Source organism: uncultured Nonlabens sp. (genome assembly GCF_947495285.1).
Classification (GTDB): Bacteria; Bacteroidota; Bacteroidia; order Flavobacteriales; family Flavobacteriaceae; genus Nonlabens.
The window spans coordinates 18,706-41,633 of record NZ_CANLXZ010000031.1 but is presented as its reverse complement, the minus strand read 5'-3'; the positions used below and the strand labels follow the sequence as shown (position 1 = coordinate 41,633).

Here is a 22,928-nt window from a genome sequence, read left to right as displayed (position 1 = left end):
GTTTTGACCCTTGAAAACATCCATATTTAAACCTTTTTATTGACTTTAAAGATAAGTATTTAGATGATTACCTCTATTATTAAAATACATGTCCTAGTTTTTATAATCCTGAGGTATGACTCTGTGCTGAGTCATTTTCTCATAAACTGCAGCCCATTGAAAAAGCAATCTATCTTTTTGATTAGGCGCTATAAAAGTAAGTCCATAAGGTTCTCCTTTGTCGTCATAACCCATAGGAACTGTCATCGCAGGAAAAAAAGCAACCGCAGCAACACCTGCCGTGTAATTATTAATTGATATAAAACCATTCAAATCATGGGTCTTTATGAATTTATCAAAATATTCTTGAGCTCTCGCCGTGATAGCGGTTTTAAACTCCCTAAACTCTGCATCAGTCATACTAGGCTCGTCAATAATGCCCTGGAATAAACTTTGTCCATAAGGCATAGATCTTATCGAGTCTTTCTTATTTAAATCCATAACAGTTTTCACATCCCAACCGCGGTATTGCGCAGGAGACTGACTAGTAAAATAAGCTGGCAAATCTCTCTTCATATCCAGATTAAGCAATTTTAAAAAACCGTCTAATTGTGGTCTAGTATCATCTAACTCTATAAGAACCGCACCTTCTTTTTCTAAATCTGTTAATGCCTGTGCATATAAAGGGTTTTCTTTAAAAGATGTCCATACACCAAAACGCACACCTTTTACTGTTGCATTTTCTAAGTTATGATCTCCCGATCTATCTATTAATTCAAAAGGCACGCCTAGAGCCTGAGATAAAATCGCATTATCTATAACATTTTTAGTCATAGGTCCTGGAGTATCTAAGTAGCTAGAAATAGGGATAATTCCAGAACCACTCAAAGCTTCTATAGATGGTTTATAACCTACCACACTATTTTGAGAAGATGGTGATAATATAGACCCAGAAGTCTCTGTACCGATAGCAGCCACCGCAAAATTTACAGCAACGGCTACACCACTACCACTACTAGAACCACCTGCATCTAGCGACCTTCTTCCATATGGATTTAAAGTCTGTCCACCTACCGCGCTATATCCACTAGGACAGTCGCCACAGAAAAAGTAAGCCCACTCACTTAAATTTGCTTTACCCAAAATAACAGCACCTTCTTGTTTCAGATTATTTACTATTGTAGCATCTTGAGTTGTTTGATTACCTATTAAAACAGCTGCTCCAGCCGTAGTAGGCATGTCTATAGTATTGATATTATCCTTGAGTAGTATAGGCATACCTCTCAAAGTATGGTAAACTATCTCTACACCATTTTCTTTAAAGAAAGCAAGGTCTTCGTCGGCTGCATCTGCTTGTTTTAAGACACTAGGATTGATACTGATCACTGAATTAAGTGATTTTTTATTTTCTCTATCGTACTTATAAATTCTTTTTAAATAAAATAGAGTAAGGTCACGATAAGAAAATTGCCCACTAGCGATGGCTTCTTGAATTTCTGGAATGCTCTTCTCAAGAATTAAATCTTTTAAGTTTCCGCTTTCGCGAAAGCTAATCACCTCATCTAACAAATCACCAAAAATCTGATCTTTGTCCAGATACTTAGAATCTAAAACTTTAAATTCATTAAAATCTTTACTCAAAGATGTAACACCAGTATCAGAAGATTTACATGCCAAAAAAAGGATCGGAAAAAAGTATAAAAATTTTATCATTTAATAATATTGTATAAAATAAAACTCCCGTAGATATAGGTTAATTATCGACGAGAGTTTAAGATCTTATTTTTTTAATATCCTAATTGAAGAAGCTATCTACAAATTCTATTTTATTAAAAACCTGCAAATCTTCTACACCTTCTCCCACGCCTATATAACGTACAGGAATTTGAAACTGGTCAGAAATACCTATCACTACACCGCCCTTTGCGGTACCGTCTAGTTTTGTAACCGCAAGACTACTTACCTCAGTGGTTGCTGTAAACTGTTTTGCTTGTTCAAAGGCATTTTGCCCAGTAGATCCATCTAGCACTAACATAACGTCATGTGGTGCGTTAGGTATTATTTTTTGCATGACGCGCTTTACTTTAGAAAGCTCATTCATCAGGTTGATTTTGTTATGTAAACGACCTGCAGTATCAAGAAGTACAACGTCTGCATTTTGAGCTACTGCACTTTGTAAAGTATCAAAAGCAACACTAGCAGGGTCACTACCCATATCTTGTTTAACGATCTCAACACCTACACGCTGCGCCCAGATATCAAGTTGATCTACTGCAGCGGCTCTAAATGTGTCTCCTGCACCTAGTACCACTTTTTTACCAGCCTTTTTAAGTTGATACGCCAGTTTACCTATAGTAGTGGTTTTACCGACCCCATTAACACCTACTATCATTATTACGTACGGACCGTCAGTTTCTGGAATGGTAAATTCTGTGGCGTCGCCATGATTTACCTCACTCATTAATCCTGCAATCTCCTCACGTAAGATCCCGTCTAGCTCTGGTGTACCTAAGTATTTATCTCTTGCAACACGCGCTTCTATGCGGTCTATAATTTTTACTGTAGTAGCCACACCTACATCACTAGAGATCAACACATCCTCAAGATCATCAAGAACATCTGTATCTACAGTAGACTTTCCAGCTACGACTTTACCTAATTTATCAAAAAAGCTGGCTTTAGACTTTTCCAGCCCTTTGTCTAGGGTTTCTTTTTTTTCTTTAGAAAATATTTTTTTGAAAAAACTCATGGTTTGTTTAAAAGTAATGCAAAAATAGGGAAGTTAATCGCAAAAACGACTATCGATAGGTCTAAAGGATGTTTATAAGTAAATGAATTCTTGATTTACAATAGAAACTACATATTAAATTATGACAACTGAACTCAAAATATAATGTAAATTGATTTATTTCCACGCACAAGCAACTGTAATCATAGTTGTTAAATGGTATACTATTAAGTATTTATGACAATATATTAATTCAATTATTTTAAATAAGCCCTGGAATACACGACCATTAAATCTAATTAGTACACATAAAAATAAAGGTCTCTGTGTAATTGCTATATTATTAATTTACATCTAGACCTAAGGGCACCACTTTATACGTGAAAACATCTACACTTTAACTATAAAGTGAACTTCACATTTTTATGTGAGAGTAGAGAAAAATAAACACCATTAATTATGGTATCATATAGCACATTATACAAAGAAGTGTTTGTTGTCAATAGTGCTATAATTTCACTTCAAGTTTTAAAGATAAAATCTACTTTAAAACTAATAGTAAAAAATAAAAAAACGTCTTACTTTTCAGCAAGACGTTTTTACGTTTTAATAACCAACTTATTTCTTATTCAAGAAATCGTTTACTAAATCTGGCGCCATAATAGCACTTACAAATGTATAAGCTCCAGTCTTAGGAGATTTTACCATTTTGATTGCCTTTGTTAATCTTACATTTCCCGTTTGTAGGGATGCGATGGATTTCTTTGCCATGTCTTAAATTATTTAATTTCTTTATGAACAGTCATGCGCTTCAAAACCGGATTGAATTTTTTTATTTCAAGACGATCTGGCGTGTTCTTCTTATTCTTTGTCGTTATGTAACGAGACATACCTGGCATTCCAGATTCTTTGTGCTCTGTACATTGTAGAATCACTTGAATTCTATTTCCTTTACTTTTTGCCATCTTATATAACTTTTATAAAACTACTTAGTATAAAGACCCTTAGCACGGGCTTCTTTAATTACTTGAGTAATTCCTTTCTTGTTGATGTTTTTTATTGCTCTAGTAGATACTTTTAAAGTGATCCACTTATCTTCTTCAGGTAGATAGAATTTCTTCTTGAAAAGGTTAACGTTAAATCTACGCTTAGTTTTATTCATAGCGTGAGAAACGTTGTTCCCAGTCATCGCTCTTTTACCAGTAAGTTCACAAACTCGAGACATGTTATTGTTGTTTAAAATCGGAATGCAAAATAACGATATATTATTCGATCTCGCAAGTCTATTGACCACCCTTTTTAAATAATTCTTTTTGAAGCAGTTCAAATGCCTTATTTACCGTCTTTTGAATCACTCTTTCACGATGATTTCCCATCATGAATTTTAATGCAAAACTCTCATCTTCTGTGGCTAAACCTATGTAAACAGTCCCTACTGGAGCATCACTATCACCTTTTAAAGGACCAGCGTTACCTGTGGTCGCAATAGCGTAATTAGATTTAAATTTTTTCCTTACAGCCACAGCCATCGCCTCTGCCACTTCCTGACTTACTACCGAGTGTTCATCTATCAAAGCCTGGTCTATACCTAATATATCTACTTTAGAGGCTGTAGCATAGGTTATCGTGCTTCCTTTAAAAAATTGTGAAGCTCCAGGAATTTCGGTAATTAAATTTGCAATTTTACCGCCAGTACAACTCTCTGCAGTAGCTAGACTTTTATCCTGTTCTTTAAATAAACGACTTACTTGATCTACTAGTTCTTCTTCATTACTTTCTCCGACGATAATATCTGGAATAAGTAAGTACAATTGTTTTATTTGTTCATCTACGCTCTTAAGAACACCATCTTTATCTGATCCCTTGCTGCTTAACCTTAAACGTACCGTACCTAAACTAGGTAAATAAGCTAACTTAATAGATGCTGGTAAATTATTCTCCCAGTCTTCTAATCGAGTAGCTATGGTACTTTCTCCTTGTCCTGCCGTTAAAATAGTCCTGTGATGTATAAATGGTAATCCAGGCATTCCTTTTAATCTAGGTAAAACTCCTGACAACATGATCTCCTTCATCTCAAAAGGAACACCAGGCATAGAGATAAATACAACACCACTTTTCTCAAACCACATTCCTGGAGCTGTACCAAAATCGTTCTTAATAATCTCAGCCTGAGAAGGTACAAGAGCCTGGTCTTTATTCATTTCTACCATGGTATCTTTTACATACTTTGCAAATAATTGCGTTACATGATCTAGAACATCTTGATTAAGAACAAGAGCATCACTTGTATACTCACAGATTGTTTTCTTAGTTATATCGTCTTTAGTCGGGCCTAAACCACCGGTCATAAGCACTACATCTGACTGTGATTCTGCTTTTGCAAAAGCGGACAATATATGCTCTCTATTATCACTTATAGAAATGATCTCATACACTTCTACTCCTATTTTATTAAGTTCTTGAGCCATCCATTCTGAATTTGTATCCACAATTTGACCTATGAGAATCTCATCACCTATAGTTATAATAGTAGCTTTCATTTAAAAATCTCTTTTGAGCTGTGTTAATATTTCACTTAAATCTAGATTAAGAATTAAAAAATCTTTTTTAATATCTTTTTCTAACTCTCCCTTACCCCATAATTCTAAGGCAGCAGCATGTTTAAATGATTCTATACCGAACAACTCTAGAGTCGGCTTTATTCTGTGCGCATAACGATGCACCCCAGCACGATCTTGCTCACTCACAGCTACTGCAAGGCGTTCTAGATCGCGTGGTATATCTTTTATAAAGGTATGCACCATAAGTTTTACAAAGTCGCTGTCATTATCTGACATAGCGATTACATTAGTTAGATCGTAGGATACTTGTTTCATTTCACTTTAATATCAAACATTTCCTTACCATGAAGAACACCTTTTAAAACGTCGTTTTCCCTAACTTTTGAAACACCAGCAGGTGTCCCAGTAAAGATCAAATCACCTATCTTAAGTGTAAAATATTGAGAAACATGGCTAATAATCTCATCGATTTTCCACAACATATGAGAGGAATTACCATCTTGCTGCAATTGTCCATTTTTAAACAATTGGAAATCGAGATTATCCATTTCTGGAAGCTCATTTTTATTTATAAACTCTCTAGAGACTACCGCTGCTCCGTCAAAAGCTTTTGCTTTTTCCCAAGGTAGTCCCTTTTCTTTAAGATTTTGTTGCACATCTCTAGCTGTAAAATCTATTCCTAGACCTATTTCTTCGTAATATTTATGCGCAAATTTTTGATCTATATGTTTCCCTATGCGATTGATCTTAACGATAATCTCTATCTCATGGTGCACGTCCTCTGTCCATGGAGGTATAAAAAACGGTTGTTTATGTAATAAAATAGAAGTATCTGGCTTTAAAAACACCACAGGTTCTTCTGGGCGCTGGTTTGCTAGCTCCTCTATATGATCTGTATAATTACGACCTATGCAAATTATTTTCATATATTATCGACTGTAATTAGGCGCCTCTTTAGTAATAGTAACATCATGTGGGTGACTTTCCATCATTCCTGCCGAGGTGATTTTAACAAAACGACCTGATGCTTTTAAAGACTCAATATCCTTTGCGCCACAATAACCCATACCAGCTCTTAAACCACCTATGAACTGCGTCATACTCTCTACTAGATCCCCTTTATATGGCACACGTCCCACGATACCTTCTGGCACTAATTTTTTTATATCATCTTCTACGTCTTGAAAATAACGATCTTTAGAACCGTGCTGCATCGCCTCTACAGACCCCATACCACGGTAAGATTTAAATTTACGACCGTCATAGATGATAGTTTCTCCAGGAGACTCTGTCGTACCAGCTAGCATAGAACCTAGCATAACACAGTCTGCTCCTGCGGCTATCGCCTTAGGAATATCACCAGTGTAGCGTATACCACCGTCTGCAATAACAGGTACACCAGTTCCTTTTAAAGCGTGCGCAGCCTCCATGATAGCACTTAACTGTGGAAAACCTACTCCAGCAACCACGCGAGTAGTACAAATAGACCCAGGACCTATACCGACTTTTACAGCATCTGCACCAGCATCTGCCAGGTATTTTGCTGCCTCAGAGGTAGCAACATTACCTACTACTACATCTAGTTGAGGGAATTTTGATTTAACTCTTTTCAGAACATCTACCACACCTTTAGTATGTCCGTGAGCCGTATCAATAACTACAGCATCTACTCCAGCAGCAACTAGCGCAGCTGCTCTTTCTAGCGCATCACCTGTTACACCTATGGCAGCTGCCACACGCAAACGACCGTACTGGTCTTTACTAGCATTAGGCTGTAAAGTAAGTTTAGTAATGTCCCTAAAAGTGATTAAACCTTCTAATTTACCAGAGTCATCTACAACTAATAATTTTTCAATTTTATGTTCCTGTAAAATAACCTCAGCCTCTTGTAAAGAGGTTCCTGTCTTTGCAGTAACTAAGTTTTCTGAAGTCATCACTTCCTTTACCGATTTATCATTGTCTTTTTCAAAACGCAAATCACGATTAGTAATAATCCCTTTTATATATCCTTCTCCATCGATGATAGGTATTCCACCTATCCCGTGCTCTCTCATGCTAGCTTTGGCATGACCTATCGTAGCTTGCTCTGTAAGAGTTACTGGATCGATAATCATACCGCTCTCTGCACGTTTTACACGACGTACTTTTTGTGCTTGCGCATCGATGGTCATGTTTTTATGCAAAATACCTATACCACCTTCTTGAGCCATAGCAATAGCCATACGACTTTCTGTAACGGTATCCATAGCTGCCGATATAACCGGAGCATTGAGCGTTATGTTTCTTGTAAATTTAGTTTTAATACTAACTTCTCTAGGAAGCACCTCGCTATATGCTGGTACTAGAAGTACGTCATCATAGGTTAAACCTTCACCTAAGAACTTGGAATCATGGGAGATCATGCAATAAAATTTTATTGCACGCAAAGATAACTTTTTAATTGATCCTATTATAGGTTATTTTATATTAAAAACTAGATGTGTTGGACTTTAACTTTTAAATCACCTGTAATGGATAAACAAAGAACTTAAATTATAGCCAATTACCTAATCATTAGATCGCATAAAACCAGCTATCTATTAAATTTGAGTATGACACTGACCCCAAAACAAATAAAAGAATGCCTTACCCAACCAGAAGCGGCCGCACATCTAGCCGATTTAGTTTACATTCAGGATCAACATCTTTCTATACATCGTAAAAAGTATGGTAATGGCTTCACTTATTTAATGGACAACAAAAAAAGATTAAGTGACGTAAAACAATTAAAAAGAATAAAAACACTAGTTATACCACCGGCATGGAAAGAGGTGCGTATAAGTAAAATCCCCAACGGCCATTTACAAGCGGTAGGAAGAGATGATAAAGGAAGAAAAGTCTATTTATATCATAACGTATGGACCTTATTACGTAATCAGACTAAGTTTTTTAAAATGTCCGCTTTCGCGAAAGCGTTACCCAAAATTAGAAAAAGATTACAAAAAAACCTGGATCTGAAAGGAATGCCTAGAGAGAAATGTCTAGCTCTAGTCGTATCTATTATGGATTTAACCTATATCAGAGTAGGTAACCAATATTATGCAGATAAAAATAAAACCTACGGACTTTCTACTTTGAGGAATAAACATGTAGATGAGGAAGATGGTCGAGTTCTATTTTCTTTTACTGGTAAAAAGGGTGTTGTACAAAACACAACGATAGAAAACCCAGAGTTAATAGAATCTATACACCAGTGTGAAGAAATTCCTGGCTGGGAACTTTTTAAATTTTATGATAAAGACGGTAAACATCACGCGATAGACAGCGGCATGATTAACGATTACATCCATGAAATAGCTGGAGAAATATTCAGCGCAAAGGATTTTAGAACATGGGGAGCTACTAGAGAATTCTTTGAGAAAATGATAGAATTTCCCCAGCCTACATCAGAAAAAGAACGCGACAAAAATATTTTACAAGGTTATGACGCAGCAGCGGCGGCATTAGGCAACACAAGAGCTGTGTGCAAAAAATATTACGTACACCCTCAAATTTCAAATATTTATGGCACTGCTCCATTTACTGATTATAGGGATAAAATAAAATCATTTAACGACGATACCTTATTTAGCGCGTCAGAAAAGTGTGTACAGGAAATTATCGACGAGTTCGAGATAACGTTTTCCCTATCAAATGAATAGCCTCAAATATTTTACCATTCATAAATAATTACTTCATCTCCATCTAGGGTAGATAAATATCTTTTTTTAGATTGTGCGACATCACTTTGCGATTCTCCATAAACTGGAAATGAAGATAAAACTTCACCATTTTTATTTAGAATATACACTCTGTGTTCTCCCGTTTCTATTACATGAATAAAATCACCGCTAGATAAATGTTCTACATGTGCCGCAAGATAAGAACCGTATGGCAATGATATTTTTTTATTATTAATAATGAGTTTATTATTATCTTGTATCAATTTAATTGAACTCGTAGCATCTAGCCTTGCGTCTTTAGAATAATCGCTCGTGTACTTAAGAGTTCCTTTTATAGGATCCAACTCTAGCAACTTACCACTCTCTGTAAGAGCAATTGCTTTATTTTTATGTAAGAATATTTGAGAGGTTAACTTTACCTTTTTATTAATTACTGTACGCACTCCACCTCTTCTATTTAATAAAGCTATAGAATTATCTTTTTTTGCAAAGACTATAAAATCTTTCTTTCTGACACGTATATGTCTAGGTTGAGATTTTATAGTAGCACCTCTTTTGTATTTAAAACCAGTTACCGTTTTACCATCTCGATCCATCATCAACAGCTCGTCTCCTTGGGTCACTAAAAAACGATAATCTCTTTTACCATCATAATCAAAGACGCTTAAAGGTTGTGTAATAAGATCTTTAAATCTTTTAGGATATGTATTCACATCCTTACCATTTCTATCTAGAAAATAAACCGAGCTACTGGTTGCAAATGCCATCTGTTTGCGACCATTCTTGTAAGCATCTGTTACCTCTATGTTCCCTAAAATAAGACCATCTAGCTTTTTACTCCACCTTTTTAAACCTGTATCTGATAACAAGTGCAAGGTAAAATCCTTATCCTGAAAAACTACGTCATACTTCTTATTTAAATGATTAGGAAATAAGAATGGACCTGCTACAATCTTCTTAGATGATTTATAAGTTCCTATCTGACTTACTTGCTGTTCTATGTCGTTCCTATTTACAAAAGGAATAAGCATATGATAATGAGCATATTCATCTTCATGAACATACTGACTTATCACAAGTGGATAAACGTCTTTATCTATTTTTTTAATGATTTTAAAATCTCCTTTACTACTTTTTAATGCCAGATCTTTAAATTGCTTGAGACCAGTTATCTCGAGTAAACTACTGGTAGAACTTAAAGCCTGGCTCGATTTTTTCCACCATGATTGCTCTGCTAGTACTGTTTTATTCTGGAAATTAGATATAAACTCTTCAAGTACTGTAGAACTGTTAGAAAAAATAATGTGCTGTTCTATAACCGTAACGTACTTATACTCTCTAGCGACTATAAGCGGTTGTATTGCTGCTGTTTTTACAGGATTAGTAAGCTCATAAATTACCTGATTTCTGTAAGTAGACTTTGCGCTAGAAAGACTGTCCAGATTCATAAATAAAGCCTCATATGGTTTTAAGGTAAACACCAGAGCATTAGAGTCTTTTAGATAAACTTCACTCATTTCTTGAGTATTATTCAGTATATCTTTGAGCTGACTACCTACTTTTACATCGTTATTATGAAATCTTTTTAAGTTTTCTATTAGCTGAGATGGGTTCTTATAGGTAACCGATTTTACACTACCCAAATTTACTGGCACAATTTCTTGTATACGATTTTCTGTAGATTGAATATGATTATATAAATCATGATGCATTTTCACACTATCTCGATAAGTGATCACACCATTTAATTGTAGTGCAACATCATTAGGTTGTACCTCTAGCTGGTACCATTGTGCATAATTACCGTTGTCATTTATATTCTTACCTAATAAAAATTGTTCTAACCATTTCTTTTCTGTGGCTTTTACAAAAAAGGTAGTACCACTTTTTGTTCTTTGGTAAATTTTCTTAAATCCATCGTCAAAAACGTAATCATCTACATTTCTTCTAATTAAACTTTCTATCACTAATTGAGAAGAACTGGCCAGATGCATTCCTTTATGGTTAATTGCAAAATAGTCTCCATCAGGTTTATGCGTTTTGACAATTTCTTCATTATTATAATTAATTAATGATGTCACACTAGTAGAATCCACAACTTGCTCAATAGATGAAGTTATAAGCGTAATGACTACTTCATTTTTACCCTGTATACTCAACGCTATGAGAGAGTCATCTTCTAGATCATAATATTTTAAAAATGATGCTGCGGCTTTTAATTCTTTAACACGCGAGAGATTAGAAACCTCCTGACACAATGCGTTATTACTAAAAAAATGATCTAAATCTTTGAGATTATCTGTATGCAAGACAATCTTAGAATCTGTCGGAATGCGATTTATCAGATCATGATTAATAACCTGATTTTCTTTACAGCCACTAATTATTAAGATACTGATTATAAAGACTAAAAAATGACGCATAAAATTAATTTGGGGTGGGCAAAAATAAAAATGAAATTACTTCTAAACCACATATTTAAGAACAACTTATACATCTATTAAAATTAATCTGGCAACAACTTAAAACTCATGCGATGGTATGGTGTGGCACCGTATTTTTTTATTGCTGCTCTATGTTTTTTAGTGGGATAACCTTGATTTTGTTCCCAACCATACTCAGGATGTTCCAGTGCTATGGCAGCCATGTAGTCATCTCTATATGTTTTAGCTAGAATAGATGCTGCAGCTATATGTAGATACTTTCCATCACCTTTTATAACTGTTGTAGACCCTACTTCAGGATAGGGATTAAATTTATTACCATCCACGGCGATATGTTCTGGCCTTAATTTAAGACCATCTATAGCCTGGTGCATCGCAAGAAGACTTGCTTGTAAAATATTAATCTGGTCTATTTCACCCATCATTACATGAGAGACATGATAATCTAGAGCCTGTTCTTCTATTAATGTCCTTAGTTCATACCTACGCTTTCGCGAAAGCTTCTTACTATCATTTAAAAGAGAAGACTCAAAGTCTAGAGGTAATATTACGGCAGCAGCTGTTACTGGACCAGAAAGACACCCACGACCAGCCTCATCTGTACCACATTCTATAATCCCTTTATGTATTTGTTTTAAAAGCATTTTCAAAAGTACATAATACCACCAGTTTAAAAACGTTTAAATGGTTACTTTTGAAGCCTGAGAGCGTACCTTTTTTTATGAAACATCTTTTATTTTTATTGTTTTTGATGCCTTTATTCCTTTTTTCTCAAAAAAAAGAAACCTTTGGGCAAAATGAAACAGAAACATATGATAACCTTAATAACCCTACCCAGGAAAAAGAGGTCAGTGTCAAAGGAGAAAAACCACCTATTACAGATTATTTGATAATCACTCAACAGCGAGACACTACTTACCTAGATACGACGCTTACCATGGCAAAGGATTTTAAATTCAATTTTTTGCGCAAGGATGACTTTGAATACATTCCATTTCATAACGTAGGGCAACCTTATAATGAATTAGGTAAAAGTTTTGACCTCGATCTACTATCACCTAGAATGGGATCACAAGCCAGGCATCAAAATTATTATCAGATAGATGATATACTAGACTATTACGTCCCTACTCCACTAACAGATTTGTACTTTAAAACTGTTGTAAATCAAGGCCAGCAACTAGAAGCACTCTTTACCTCAAACTTATCACCTCAATTTAATTTTTCTATAAGTTACAAAGGTGTTCGTAGCGCAGGAGATTATATCAACACACTTACCAGTTCTGGTAATTTTAAATTTACATCTACTTACACATCAAAGAACAAAAGATACAGATTAAGAGTACATACCGTATTTCAAGATCATTTTAATCAAGAAAATGGAGGTCTAGAAGCTGCATCTCTTCAAGGTTTTATAGACGACATAGAAGATTTAAGTAATCGAGGTCGTTTAGAACCTAATTTAACTAATGCAGAGAGCACCCTAGATGGTAAACGTTTTTACATAGACCATGATTATGAATTAATAGGAAACAAAGACAGTACCTCTTATTACAGCGGCCGCATCTACAACAAAGCCTTCTATGAAGATAAATTCTATAGATATTCTCAAGACACTGCCGACGAAGAGTTTCTAGGAGAATCCTACATAACTACAAATCTTGAAGACAAAACAGATCTCGAAGAAGGAATGATAGAGGCTGGTGCCTCTTATGAACATCATTTATTAGGTTACTACAAAGCCGGTGTGGCTAGACACAAATACAACTATGGTTATGACCGATTGATAAATCAAAACAGTGGCGTTATCAATAACAGATTAATAGGCGAACTTTATCAATTTAAAGCAGAGTTTAGAAAACGTATCGGTAAATTTGATATTACAGCAAATGGTGGTGTTAATATAGCTGGTGACCTAGACGGTCAGTTTATAAACGGTCAGGCTTCATATAAATTCAAAGATTTTGATGTAAAAGCTGGAATTGCTATAAGTTCCAGAGCTCCAGATTTTATTTACACACTTCATCAAAGTGATTATATCAATTACAACTGGCAAAACAATTTTAACAACTTAAAAAAACAAGAACTTAACTTTAAAATCAACTCTGATAAATTTATAAATGCTCAGGTAACCTTTACTACCATTCAAGACCATGCATATTTCTCACAAACAGAAATAACAGATACAGACGGTACTATTACTGGTTACAACGCAACACCAGTACAAACTAGTGGAGATATCACATATTTAAAAATTAAAGTTAATAAGGACATTAAATTTTTAAGAAAATACGGACTAGATAATACCATCATGTATCAAAACGTCACACAGACTGGCGACTTAATTAATGTCCCAGATTTTACAGCTCGCAGCACTTTTTATTATAAAAACAGATTGTTTAAAAATGCTCTATTACTTCAAACTGGTATCACAGCAAAATACTTTACTAAATACTTCATGGATGGTTATGATCCTGTCCTAGGTGAATTCTACAGTCAAAACACAGATAAATTAGGCGGTTTTCCTATGGTAGACTTATTTGTTAACGCAAAAGTAAAACAGACCAGGATCTTCTTTAAGTTAGAACACGCTAATCAACTTTTTGCAAGTAACACCGATTATTTTAGTGCACCACGTAATCCATATCGAGACTTTACAATACGTTTTGGTTTAGTTTGGAACTTCTTTCTGTAAAACTCTATCATTTGAAATATTTTCCTAGTACCTGTAAACAAACCCTTAAAGATTTATTTTTAGAGTCTGTTAATTGAATATCGTTAAAAAGATCATAGCCTTTGACCTTTTTAAAGATCATAATTGAGATTATTATGTAAATTCTTATAAATCATAATGTTATTTACACTATCTCCATCTCCTTGCTTTCAACATCTTTCATACAACGATAGTATCAATAACAAGGGCTGACATAGCATAATAATATCCACCTAATGAAATATGGAGATGTTACCGTTAATGATTTGTAAGAGGACAACAGTGCTTCTACTATCACTATGACACTAGTGGTGGTTTGCACATCATCAGTGCCACAACATCTATTACAAGAACTTTTAAAAGCCACTGTACCCTTACCATCCCAGCGATCTAGACTAGAATTAAGTAACGTAAAACTTGCGGTAACATTGCTCCCTATTTAAACAACACACTAGCAAGTGTTTGTGTAGTAGCTTTTTATTTGAAAGAATAATTGCCAATGAATTTGAAATATTAAAAAAATTACCTAATCCGTCTTTTTTGTCCTCTTAATTTTTTTTTAACAAAACATAGTTTACCTTCGTCCCTTGACTAATTATAAATCCATAATAGCCTCTTTGCTGTTGCTACTTTTTACTGTAGCACAACTTTCTGTGGTTCATGAATTTTCTCATGATGACCATGAGCAGGAGTGTGCGATTTGTATAGTCGCTCATGACTTTCAGTCACAATCTTTTGATCTATCGTCTCCGGTAGATTTTCAGGTTTTAGAAATTACTCCTTTTACAGAAAGCATAGTAGTAGATATCGTGTTTGCAAAAACCGACTCTCAGCCTACCATCCACACTACCAGGCCACCGCCTTACACTATTTAAATATCTTAAAAGGACCTAGGTCCTTACATAAAATAGTAATTTAAATACCCCTAATGTTTACGAAACAACTCGTGGCAATAGCTTTATTTATAAGCTTTTGTTACACAAATGCACAAGATTGCGATCTTGTGCTCAAAGGAAAAATCATAGATTTTCACGATTCACAACCTTTGAGCCTAGCACAAATCTATGTAGTCCAACTACAAAAAACTTATACCTCTACAAGTGACGGATCTTATTTCATATCAGATTTATGTCCAGGTAGTTATGAATTAAGCGTATCTCACTTTGATTGTGAGGTTAAAAAACTATCTATTGATGTAACTGAAAACAAAACTTTAAACATGGCTCTAGAACATCATGTCAATGATCTAGAACAAGTAAAAGTAATTGCAGACGTGCATGATAATCATGCTAGCACACAATCTAGCACCAGAATAAATAAAGAAACCATCGTATCCTATAGTGGCGCCACACTAGGCGATGCACTTTCTACGGTCGCTGGTGTCAGCTCTTTAAAAACTGGAAACAGCGTTGTAAAACCTATAGTTCATGGACTTTACGGCAGCCGCGTCGCAATTGTTAACGATGGCTTGCGACAGCAAGATCAAGAATGGGGTATCGAGCACGCACCTAATATAGATGTGAATACCGCTAGTAGCATACAAGTGATAAAAGGCGCTAGTGCCTTGCGATATGGTGGTGACGCTATAGGCGGTACTATTCTTATAGAACCTAACCGCATTATATCTAATGACACTCTAAATGGTCACGTGATTCTACAAGGTCAGACTAATGGTCGCGGTGGTACTGCAACCACTACAGTAAATAATTATCGACAGTCGGGATGGTACCAGCAAGCAACCCTAACTTATAAAAAACTAGGTGATTATGACGCGCCTAATTATGTACTAAGTAATACTGGTAGTGAGACAGCTGCTGCAAATTTAGCTTTGGGTTTTAAAAAATTTGAATATGGTGCTAGTTTAAAATACTCTTTTTACAACACAGAATTAGGAATATTAAGAGCCTCTCATATAGGTAACGCAAGTGATCTGGTACGCAGCATCAACTCAGGACAACCATCTATCATTAATGATTTCACACATGATATAAATGTACCTAAACAAGAAGTTGCACATCATGGTTTACAACTTAATGCTTTTAAAAGATTTACCGGTTTAGGTAAATTAAGTTTAGACTACTCATTTCAATTTAATAACCGTAAAGAATTTGACATAAGACGTGGTGATAACGCAGGTCGAGCATCTTTAGATATAAATCTACAAACTCAAAATGTGAGTCTATATGGATTAATTGATCGATTTGAAAAAACTACGTATGAAGTAGGTATAGATTACATGAATCAGGTAAACAGTCCAGATTCTTCCACAGGAGTAAGAAGATTAATACCAGATTATAACGCTAACAAGGCAGGAGCATTTGTTAGTGTTACTCATCTTCCTTCAGAAAATTGGATCCTAGATGCTGGATTACGTTATGACTTCTATAAAATAGACGCCGAAAAATTTTACCTACAAAGCCGCTGGGAAAACTTAGGCTATGATCAACAATTTCCTGAATTTGAAATAAATGAACAAGGAAATCAAATTTTAACTAATCCTAAATTTAACTACCATCTATTTGCTTTTACAGCAGGCGCAAAGTATTTATTTGATGATCATTATGATCTTGCTATCAATTTAAGTACCGCAAATCGCGCGCCTAACCCTAGTGAATTATTCAGCGATGGATTGCATCATGCGCTTGCTACCATAGAATTGGGAAGATTAGATTTAAAGAAAGAACAATCCTTTAAAATCAATACCACTTTACACGGTAATGTAGGTAAACTAGACTTTGAGATTAATCCATACGTGAACTTAATTAATGATTATGTTCAACTTATACCTACTGGACTAGAGATCACTACTCGCGGCGCATTCCCTGTGTATCAATATGAACAGATAGATGCAAGACTGTATGGAATAGATGCTAGTGCGACCTATGATTTTTGGATTAAAAAGAAATCTGTAGATATGAATGTAAATTCTAATGAACCTATTTATGATACAGTAAAATTAATAAGCCTTAATTCTAACTTCTCTTATATCCATGGTACAGATTCTAATAATGACCTGCCACTTATAGACATGCCACCTGCACAATGGCAAAACCAGCTTACATGGCACAACGCAATAGTACAAAATCTAGATTTTAAGATTTCTAACCAGTTGGTGTTTAAGCAAAATCGTTTTCCTGATAACAATTACGAAGTAAGTATTCCTAATGATCAAGGAGAATTAATAACCTCTATTGTAGATATTTCTAGCACACCAGATTCTTATAATCTATGGAATGCTGGTTTAAGTTACGCTTTCGCGAAAGCGAATACCAAAATAAATCTAACCATAAACAACCTATTCAATACAGAATACAGAAATTATCTAAACCGACAGCGTTTTTATGCAGACGACGTAGGTAGAGATATTCAATTACAAATCCTTTATAACTTTTAAATTAAAACCAATGAAAACAATGAAAAATTCAATCCAAATTCTAGCCGCAGTAGCATTACTTTCTATCGCATCATGTTCTGACGATGATGGCGTTACAATCATCAATGAAGAAGAACTTATTACCACTGTAGAATTAGAACTTACTAATCAAACAGATGGTACTGATGTTGTTTTATTCAAATCTGTTGATAGTGATGGAGATGGACCTAATGCACCTGTAATTACTATCACTGGTCCTTTAAATGCAAATGCTACTTATGATGGTACGGTGCGTTTTCTTAATGAATCTATAGCACCGTCAGAAAATATTACTGAAGAGGTTATTGAAGAAGCAAATGAGCATGAGGTTTTCTATATCTCTACTCTTAGCGATGTTAGTATTGCAAAAATAGATGTAGATTCTAACGGTAACCCATTAGGTGTACAGACTACGTTCCAAACTGGCGCTATAGGTACTGGTGTACTTAATGTAGTATTACGTCACGAGCCTACAAAACCTAATGATGGTACCCTATCTAGTGCAGGTGGTGAGTCAGACGTTGAGGTTGCTTTTACTTTTGAAGTAGAGTAATTTTAACTAGTTACTAGATAGATAATAGCCTTATTTATCTAGTTTAATATAATGAATAGATTTATTGCATAAAAAAACCGCTCTTTACAGAGCGGTTTTTTAAATTTATAGCGGTAAAAAATTAATCTACTGCATCTTCTACATCATCAGCGACATCTTCTACCTTATCCCCTAATGTTTTTTCTTCTCTACAGCTTACCGTTCCTAATGTGAACATTGCTGCTATTGTGATAATCACAAATTTCTTGATCATAATAATTTAGTTTAGTTAGGTTAATTTAAGTTGTTATTATAGAGGCTTTCTACCTGAAATAATATTTATTAGTACAACGATTACAGCAATTACTAGTAAAATGTGAATTAATCCACTCTCTCCCATTCCGCCGCCTATGCCTACTAGACCTAGTACCCAAATGATTACACAAATTACTGCTACTAGCCAAAGTATACTTCTCATAATATTTCTTTTTTATTGGTTCGATACAAATGTAGGAATAGTCTGAGGCTATTGTTGTTAACTAAATAGCAATTCACCATAATTTAACAAATTATCGTAAGGTATTCATAATTAAATGGCTCTATTATAGATATTAAAATTATTTTTATAAAAAAAGATAAGAATTACACCTTAATACTTCTCTGGATAAGCCATCACATCTTGTGCACGTGTCTGGTGTTTCTTCAATAATTCTGGATCCATTTTTTTAAGTAAAGCCATCATCATATTCATACGTTGATTCCCTTTAAAATGTTCTTTTTTCTCTTCAAGAAAATTCCAATACAGAGAATTAAAAGGACAGGCACCTTCTTCAGCCTTTTTTTTAGAAACTTTATAAGCACAACCTTTACAGTAATTGCTCATTTTATTGATATAACTACCGCTAGACACGTAAGGCTTTGTTGCTACCAGACCACCATCTGCCCATTGTGACATACCTCTCGTGTTAGTGATTTCTACCCATTCTATGGCGTCTATGTAAATTCCTAGATACCACTGGTCCACATAACTAGGATCAGTCATGGTGAGCAGGGCATAATTACCAGTTACCATTAATCGCTGTATGTGATGCGCATAGGCATTATCTAATGAATTATTAATGGAGTTTTTTAAACAGTTCATCTTAGTCTCACCAGTCCAATAAAAATCTGGAAGTTTATTTCTATTCTCTAACTTATTCTTAGTTTGATATCCAGGCATATGACTCCAGTACATCCCACGCATGTATTCTCGCCAGCCTAGAATTTGCCTTATGAAACCTTCTACTTGTGAGATATCTATTTGTGGTGTTCCGCTTTCGCGAAAGCGAGATAAAACAGTCTTAATTACCTCGAGTGGTGAAAGTAGTTTACAATTCATCGCAAAGCTTAACCTAGAATGAAATAGATACTCTTGATCAGTATGCATAGCATCTTGAAAATCTCCAAAATGAATTAATAAGTGCTCACAGAAATAGTTTAAAACGTCCAGACCATCTTGCCTAGTTGTAGGCCAGTTAAAATCATTAGAATTTATGCGACCTATGGTTTTAACTCCTTCTTTTTCTAGTAAATCTGTTATTTCAATTACTTCTTTTCTAAAACCTCTTTCATGTGGTATGGTAGTTTTCTCGTCCCATTTTTTGCGATTGCTCTGGTCGTAATTCCATTTACCACCTTCTGGTTCTTTATCGCCTTCTATCATGATGTCGTACTTCTTGCGCATATCGCGATAGAAATATTCCATAGTCCAGCGCTTTTTCCCTTCAAAGAATTTCTCTACATCTTTTCTTTTGGTTAAAAAATGCTCAGTGTCATAACCTTGCCATTCTATTTCTATGGATTTGCAAAAATCACGTAATTGCTGGTCCAGTCGCCACTCATCTGGTGCGAGGTATTCAAATTTTTCAATCTTATGTTCTTTAATAAGCTGTTTTAAATTTTCTATTAAATCCTGAGTATTGTCTTTATGATCTAATTGATAATAAACACTGTGCCAGCCACGTTTATTGATCCACTCATTAAAACCACGCATCGCCATAAAAAATGCAACCACTTTCTGAATATGGTGCGTTACATAATCTGTTTCCTGACGCATCTCTGCCATGAAATAAATCACATGTTCTTGATCTTCTTGAAACCAAGAGTGCTGGTGATTCAATTGATCTCCTAATATTAATCGTAGTGTTTTCATGGTTGATTCTCTATTAATTTTGTTGGTCCAGCCATTACAAAACTGCACTGATCTACTATACATCAAGGTTTTAAACTTAAGCTTAAATCAAGACCTAAATTTAAAAGATCATTAAACTCGATAACTATGATTCAATCATTTTGAGTGAGTTGTGAGTTGAGTTCAAGTTTTATCGTATTAAAAAACGATCTCGACTATCGCTCGACCTAGTATATTTTATGCAATTCTAACTTCAAGTCCTGTTATCATTTCAATTTTAAAATAAACCTTCTTGCAACCACAGTCGTTGAAATTTCCCATCACTATCATAACGGCTCGCTTGCAACTGGATATTAAATGTTCTGTTTCTAGGGTCATTTCCTACACCGCTGTTATACATCCAGTTACCATAATTAGAATGTACGTCATAATCTATAAGTATGTGTTCAAAATATGCTGCTCCTATTCTCCAGTCTTGTTCTGTGTGCATGGACCAGTAGCTGGCGACATTTTGCCTACCGCGATTACTCATCCATCCTGTAGTGGATAGCTCTTTCATATTTGCATTAACAAATGCCTCATGAGTAGAACCATTAATCCATTTATCTAGTTCACGTAAACTAGATTTCCATTCATACTCCTTTTGTAAAATCCCACCTAACATGAAAATCTTGCTTTCATGTTTGAGTGATACAAACTTGAAAAAATCTCTCCATATCAATTCAAAGATTAACCAATAGGTATCTTGGTTCTTCTTGATCTCTTTTTCAAATCGCTGTACTTCGTGATAAATCTGTCGTGCAGATATACAACCTATCGCTAACCATGCGCTAAATTTGCTGCTGTAATCGATACCTAGAAGTCCATTTCTAGTCTTTTTATAGTATTGAAGTTTTTTAGTCTGCCAGAAATAATGATCCAGTCGTTTCCATACAGCAGTCTCGCCACCTTCCCATGGAAAAGCACTACGAGTATCTTTTTTAAAATCTTCTAGCCCTAATTCTTTTAAAGTAGGTATTTGAGTTTCTTGAGTTTGTGGTATCGCTTGAATATATCCAGTGATGTCCACTAGTTCCCTAACCTTAGACTGCTTCTCACATTTTTTGCGGAATTCAGTAAAAACACGTGGAATTTGATTCCAGTTCTCAAAAGGAACATCTTCAGGATGAAATAAGAACTGATCATATACACGATGGCTTTTTATTTGATTTTTAAGTCCTGCTTCATCTATTGATTTGCCTAGATCTTCTTCCTGTCGCAATTCATCTCGAGTCCATTCTTTTTGTAAATAGATGTTTTTAATATCTAGCTTAACGATTAAATCTGGAATAACTTGAGCAGGCGATGCATGAAAAACTAATAAAGGAATATTGTATTTCTCTAAATTGGCTCTCAGATCTTCTACGGCTTCTCTTATAAATTGCGCTCTATACTTACCTGTCCTACCAAATGGCAACTCTATATCTAGATCAAATTCACTGTTCTCGTAAAAATTAGGATCAAAGAAATAAACGCCTATCACCGCACCATCATTCTCACAAGCAGCTTTTAAACTTTGATTATCTTGTATTCTTAAGTCGTTTCTAAACCAAACTAGGTTGTTCATATGGTATAAATTAAAATCTAAACTTAAATTTAAACTCAAAAGAAATATTTGGATTTCAAATCTTTCTTACCTGTCAAGCCTTCCCAGGGCGGCTTAGTTAAATTCTATCTCAATGTATTTTTTTACATCATCGACATATTAATAAATCACTTATTAAAGCTACATTTTTTACTGCAATAATTTACTGTTTCCCAGTTCTTCTCCCATTTTTTGCGCCAGGTAAATTCTCGCTCACAGATGGGACATATTTTACTAGGTAAATTGTGTTGATTTCTTGCTTTTTGTTTCATTAACAATTCTCCTTTAAAAGTTAATTTCTTTTAAAGGTTGATCCACTTTAGCATAGGTTAATCTTTTTTCTACTCTAGCAGACGCGTAGCCATCTAGACCATTTATAGCTACAGTTCTAGCTTTCTCGAGATTTAACCAGCCGTCTTCATGTTGAATTTCTTCAAGAAAAAATACATCTGTAATTTTACAAATCACTAGAATACATTTATTTTCTTCTAGATAATATTCATTTACATAATCTGCAGCCACTTGAATGGTAGCATTCTTTACAAATGGCGCAGTAAAACCATGTCGTTGTAATTTTTTAATACCTAATTCTTCAAACTCTGAAGTAGATTCTGAGTATTTTGAACTGGATTGATGTGCTTTATTTACTATTTCCAGATTGATGTGATTCAACGTTATCTTTCCAGTTTCTTTAAGATTCATATAAGTATGACCGACTCCATGACCTAACGGTCGTTGCACAAAACTGAACATTGCAGGATCACTACCTATATGAGTTACACTGCTGAAAATAGCAACGTTATCCACTCCGTTTTTAGATCGTGTAGCAAGTAAATTTGCACTTTTAAAGCCGGTAACGCTATTAATCAAATTACCTCGATAGAATCTATCGAGTTGCGTTAAATCTTGAGAAGTAATATGTTTCATATAGTTCAAAATTACGTTTAAAATTTTAATAAAATAGTTAAACAAAATGAAATCTATTAGAAAAGCACTAGAAATTATGGCATAAAAAAAATCGCCTTGCTTTAAACAAGACGATTTAAAAAAAAATAATTTTCTTT

General features: G+C 34.7%; 22 protein-coding genes. 5 read left to right on the top strand and 17 right to left on the bottom strand.

Annotated features, from left to right (window positions below):
* Window positions 1-93: 93 nt before the first annotated feature.
* The 9 genes from Q0838_RS11995 to guaB all read right to left on the bottom strand — a co-directional run bounded on the left by Q0838_RS11995 (window position 94) and on the right by guaB (window position 7,670).
* Entirely contained in the window at window positions 94-1,620 is a 1,527-nt protein-coding gene (locus tag Q0838_RS11995; protein WP_366942048.1) for an amidase family protein, read from the bottom strand.
* A gap of 154 nt (window positions 1,621-1,774) precedes the next feature.
* A complete protein-coding gene (gene ftsY, locus Q0838_RS11990) occupies window positions 1,775-2,728 on the bottom strand; it encodes a signal recognition particle-docking protein FtsY (RefSeq protein ID WP_298955402.1) in 954 nt (317 codons plus the stop codon).
* Window positions 2,729-3,325: 597 nt separating this feature from the next.
* On the bottom strand, window positions 3,326-3,478 hold the full coding sequence (locus tag Q0838_RS11985) for a DUF4295 domain-containing protein (RefSeq protein WP_101012092.1): 153 nt from the start codon (window positions 3,476-3,478) through the stop codon (window positions 3,326-3,328).
* Between the two features lie 8 nt (window positions 3,479-3,486).
* A complete protein-coding gene (rpmG, locus tag Q0838_RS11980) occupies window positions 3,487-3,672 on the bottom strand; it encodes a 50S ribosomal protein L33 (protein ID WP_104515550.1) in 186 nt (61 codons plus the stop codon).
* Window positions 3,673-3,692: 20 nt separating this feature from the next.
* Window positions 3,693-3,932: a 50S ribosomal protein L28 gene (gene rpmB / locus Q0838_RS11975; protein ID WP_104515551.1), complete on the bottom strand. Its 240-nt coding sequence runs from the start codon at window positions 3,930-3,932 to the stop codon at window positions 3,693-3,695.
* Window positions 3,933-3,990: 58 nt separating this feature from the next.
* Window positions 3,991-5,247 (bottom strand): CinA family nicotinamide mononucleotide deamidase-related protein, encoded by a 1,257-nt coding sequence (locus Q0838_RS11970; RefSeq protein WP_298955387.1) that lies wholly within the window; start codon window positions 5,245-5,247, stop codon window positions 3,991-3,993.
* Complete coding sequence (locus tag Q0838_RS11965; RefSeq protein WP_298955384.1) at window positions 5,248-5,583, bottom strand: Hpt domain-containing protein; 336 nt, start codon at window positions 5,581-5,583, stop codon at window positions 5,248-5,250.
* Complete coding sequence (locus Q0838_RS11960; RefSeq protein ID WP_298955381.1) at window positions 5,580-6,194, bottom strand: fumarylacetoacetate hydrolase family protein; 615 nt, start codon at window positions 6,192-6,194, stop codon at window positions 5,580-5,582. The genes Q0838_RS11965 and Q0838_RS11960 overlap by 4 nt, the downstream gene beginning before the upstream one ends.
* Window positions 6,195-6,197: 3 nt before the next feature.
* Window positions 6,198-7,670: an IMP dehydrogenase gene (guaB, locus tag Q0838_RS11955; RefSeq protein WP_298955379.1), complete on the bottom strand. Its 1,473-nt coding sequence runs from the start codon at window positions 7,668-7,670 to the stop codon at window positions 6,198-6,200.
* 189 nt (window positions 7,671-7,859) lie between these two features.
* On the opposite strand from guaB, the gene Q0838_RS11950 reads away from it, so the two are divergent.
* Window positions 7,860-8,948 (top strand): DNA topoisomerase IB, encoded by a 1,089-nt coding sequence (locus tag Q0838_RS11950; RefSeq protein ID WP_298955377.1) that lies wholly within the window; start codon window positions 7,860-7,862, stop codon window positions 8,946-8,948.
* A gap of 11 nt (window positions 8,949-8,959) precedes the next feature.
* Here the strand turns inward: Q0838_RS11950 and Q0838_RS11945 are convergent, their stop codons facing one another.
* Window positions 8,960-11,392: a hypothetical protein gene (locus Q0838_RS11945; protein WP_298955375.1), complete on the bottom strand. Its 2,433-nt coding sequence runs from the start codon at window positions 11,390-11,392 to the stop codon at window positions 8,960-8,962.
* A gap of 83 nt (window positions 11,393-11,475) precedes the next feature.
* Window positions 11,476-12,057 (bottom strand): ribonuclease HII, encoded by a 582-nt coding sequence (locus tag Q0838_RS11940; RefSeq protein ID WP_298955373.1) that lies wholly within the window; start codon window positions 12,055-12,057, stop codon window positions 11,476-11,478.
* A 77-nt stretch (window positions 12,058-12,134) separates the two neighbouring features.
* On the opposite strand from Q0838_RS11940, the gene Q0838_RS11935 reads away from it, so the two are divergent.
* The 4 genes from Q0838_RS11935 (at window position 12,135) to Q0838_RS11920 (ending at window position 18,091) form a co-directional block, all read left to right on the top strand.
* Complete coding sequence (locus tag Q0838_RS11935; RefSeq protein ID WP_298955371.1) at window positions 12,135-14,108, top strand: putative porin; 1,974 nt, start codon at window positions 12,135-12,137, stop codon at window positions 14,106-14,108.
* Window positions 14,109-14,713: 605 nt separating this feature from the next.
* A complete protein-coding gene (locus tag Q0838_RS11930) occupies window positions 14,714-15,001 on the top strand; it encodes a hypothetical protein (protein ID WP_298955369.1) in 288 nt (95 codons plus the stop codon).
* Between the two features lie 53 nt (window positions 15,002-15,054).
* A complete protein-coding gene (locus Q0838_RS11925) occupies window positions 15,055-17,520 on the top strand; it encodes a TonB-dependent receptor (protein WP_298955367.1) in 2,466 nt (821 codons plus the stop codon).
* A gap of 19 nt (window positions 17,521-17,539) precedes the next feature.
* Window positions 17,540-18,091, top strand: coding sequence for a type 1 periplasmic binding fold superfamily protein (locus Q0838_RS11920; RefSeq protein WP_298955364.1), 552 nt, complete (start codon window positions 17,540-17,542; stop codon window positions 18,089-18,091).
* A 121-nt stretch (window positions 18,092-18,212) separates the two neighbouring features.
* Here the strand turns inward: Q0838_RS11920 and Q0838_RS11915 are convergent, their stop codons facing one another.
* The 6 genes from Q0838_RS11915 to Q0838_RS11890 all read right to left on the bottom strand — a co-directional run bounded on the left by Q0838_RS11915 (window position 18,213) and on the right by Q0838_RS11890 (window position 22,791).
* Complete coding sequence (locus tag Q0838_RS11915) at window positions 18,213-18,344, bottom strand: hypothetical protein (protein ID WP_298955361.1); 132 nt, start codon at window positions 18,342-18,344, stop codon at window positions 18,213-18,215.
* Between the two features lie 36 nt (window positions 18,345-18,380).
* On the bottom strand, window positions 18,381-18,548 hold the full coding sequence (locus Q0838_RS11910; RefSeq protein ID WP_104515563.1) for a lmo0937 family membrane protein: 168 nt from the start codon (window positions 18,546-18,548) through the stop codon (window positions 18,381-18,383).
* Window positions 18,549-18,719: 171 nt separating this feature from the next.
* Window positions 18,720-20,261, bottom strand: a complete 1,542-nt coding sequence (locus Q0838_RS11905) for a cryptochrome/photolyase family protein (protein ID WP_298955354.1) — start codon at window positions 20,259-20,261, stop codon at window positions 18,720-18,722.
* Between the two features lie 256 nt (window positions 20,262-20,517).
* On the bottom strand, window positions 20,518-21,846 hold the full coding sequence (locus tag Q0838_RS11900; protein WP_298955351.1) for a DASH family cryptochrome: 1,329 nt from the start codon (window positions 21,844-21,846) through the stop codon (window positions 20,518-20,520).
* A 146-nt stretch (window positions 21,847-21,992) separates the two neighbouring features.
* Window positions 21,993-22,136, bottom strand: a complete 144-nt coding sequence (locus tag Q0838_RS11895; protein ID WP_298955348.1) for a DUF2256 domain-containing protein — start codon at window positions 22,134-22,136, stop codon at window positions 21,993-21,995.
* Window positions 22,137-22,149: 13 nt separating this feature from the next.
* Window positions 22,150-22,791 (bottom strand): flavin reductase, encoded by a 642-nt coding sequence (locus Q0838_RS11890; RefSeq protein ID WP_298955346.1) that lies wholly within the window; start codon window positions 22,789-22,791, stop codon window positions 22,150-22,152.
* Window positions 22,792-22,928 lie beyond the last annotated feature (137 nt).

Coding starts and splice junctions, on each gene's coding strand:
- ftsY (WP_298955402.1), bottom strand. CDS start 2,728: ATGAGTTTTTTCAAAAAAATATTTTCTAAAGAAAAAAAAGAAACCCTA.
- Q0838_RS11985 (WP_101012092.1), bottom strand. CDS start 3,478: ATGGCAAAGAAATCCATCGCATCCCTACAAACGGGAAATGTAAGATTA.
- rpmG (WP_104515550.1), bottom strand. CDS start 3,672: ATGGCAAAAAGTAAAGGAAATAGAATTCAAGTGATTCTACAATGTACA.
- rpmB (WP_104515551.1), bottom strand. CDS start 3,932: ATGTCTCGAGTTTGTGAACTTACTGGTAAAAGAGCGATGACTGGGAAC.
- Q0838_RS11970 (WP_298955387.1), bottom strand. CDS start 5,247: ATGAAAGCTACTATTATAACTATAGGTGATGAGATTCTCATAGGTCAA.
- Q0838_RS11965 (WP_298955384.1), bottom strand. CDS start 5,583: ATGAAACAAGTATCCTACGATCTAACTAATGTAATCGCTATGTCAGAT.
- Q0838_RS11960 (WP_298955381.1), bottom strand. CDS start 6,194: ATGAAAATAATTTGCATAGGTCGTAATTATACAGATCATATAGAGGAG.
- guaB (WP_298955379.1), bottom strand. CDS start 7,670: ATGATCTCCCATGATTCCAAGTTCTTAGGTGAAGGTTTAACCTATGAT.
- Q0838_RS11950 (WP_298955377.1), top strand. CDS start 7,860: ATGACACTGACCCCAAAACAAATAAAAGAATGCCTTACCCAACCAGAA.
- Q0838_RS11945 (WP_298955375.1), bottom strand. CDS start 11,392: ATGCGTCATTTTTTAGTCTTTATAATCAGTATCTTAATAATTAGTGGC.
- Q0838_RS11940 (WP_298955373.1), bottom strand. CDS start 12,057: ATGCTTTTAAAACAAATACATAAAGGGATTATAGAATGTGGTACAGAT.
- Q0838_RS11935 (WP_298955371.1), top strand. CDS start 12,135: ATGAAACATCTTTTATTTTTATTGTTTTTGATGCCTTTATTCCTTTTT.
- Q0838_RS11925 (WP_298955367.1), top strand. CDS start 15,055: ATGTTTACGAAACAACTCGTGGCAATAGCTTTATTTATAAGCTTTTGT.
- Q0838_RS11920 (WP_298955364.1), top strand. CDS start 17,540: ATGAAAAATTCAATCCAAATTCTAGCCGCAGTAGCATTACTTTCTATC.
- Q0838_RS11915 (WP_298955361.1), bottom strand. CDS start 18,344: ATGATCAAGAAATTTGTGATTATCACAATAGCAGCAATGTTCACATTA.
- Q0838_RS11910 (WP_104515563.1), bottom strand. CDS start 18,548: ATGAGAAGTATACTTTGGCTAGTAGCAGTAATTTGTGTAATCATTTGG.
- Q0838_RS11905 (WP_298955354.1), bottom strand. CDS start 20,261: ATGAAAACACTACGATTAATATTAGGAGATCAATTGAATCACCAGCAC.
- Q0838_RS11900 (WP_298955351.1), bottom strand. CDS start 21,846: ATGAACAACCTAGTTTGGTTTAGAAACGACTTAAGAATACAAGATAAT.
- Q0838_RS11895 (WP_298955348.1), bottom strand. CDS start 22,136: ATGAAACAAAAAGCAAGAAATCAACACAATTTACCTAGTAAAATATGT.
- Q0838_RS11890 (WP_298955346.1), bottom strand. CDS start 22,791: ATGAAACATATTACTTCTCAAGATTTAACGCAACTCGATAGATTCTAT.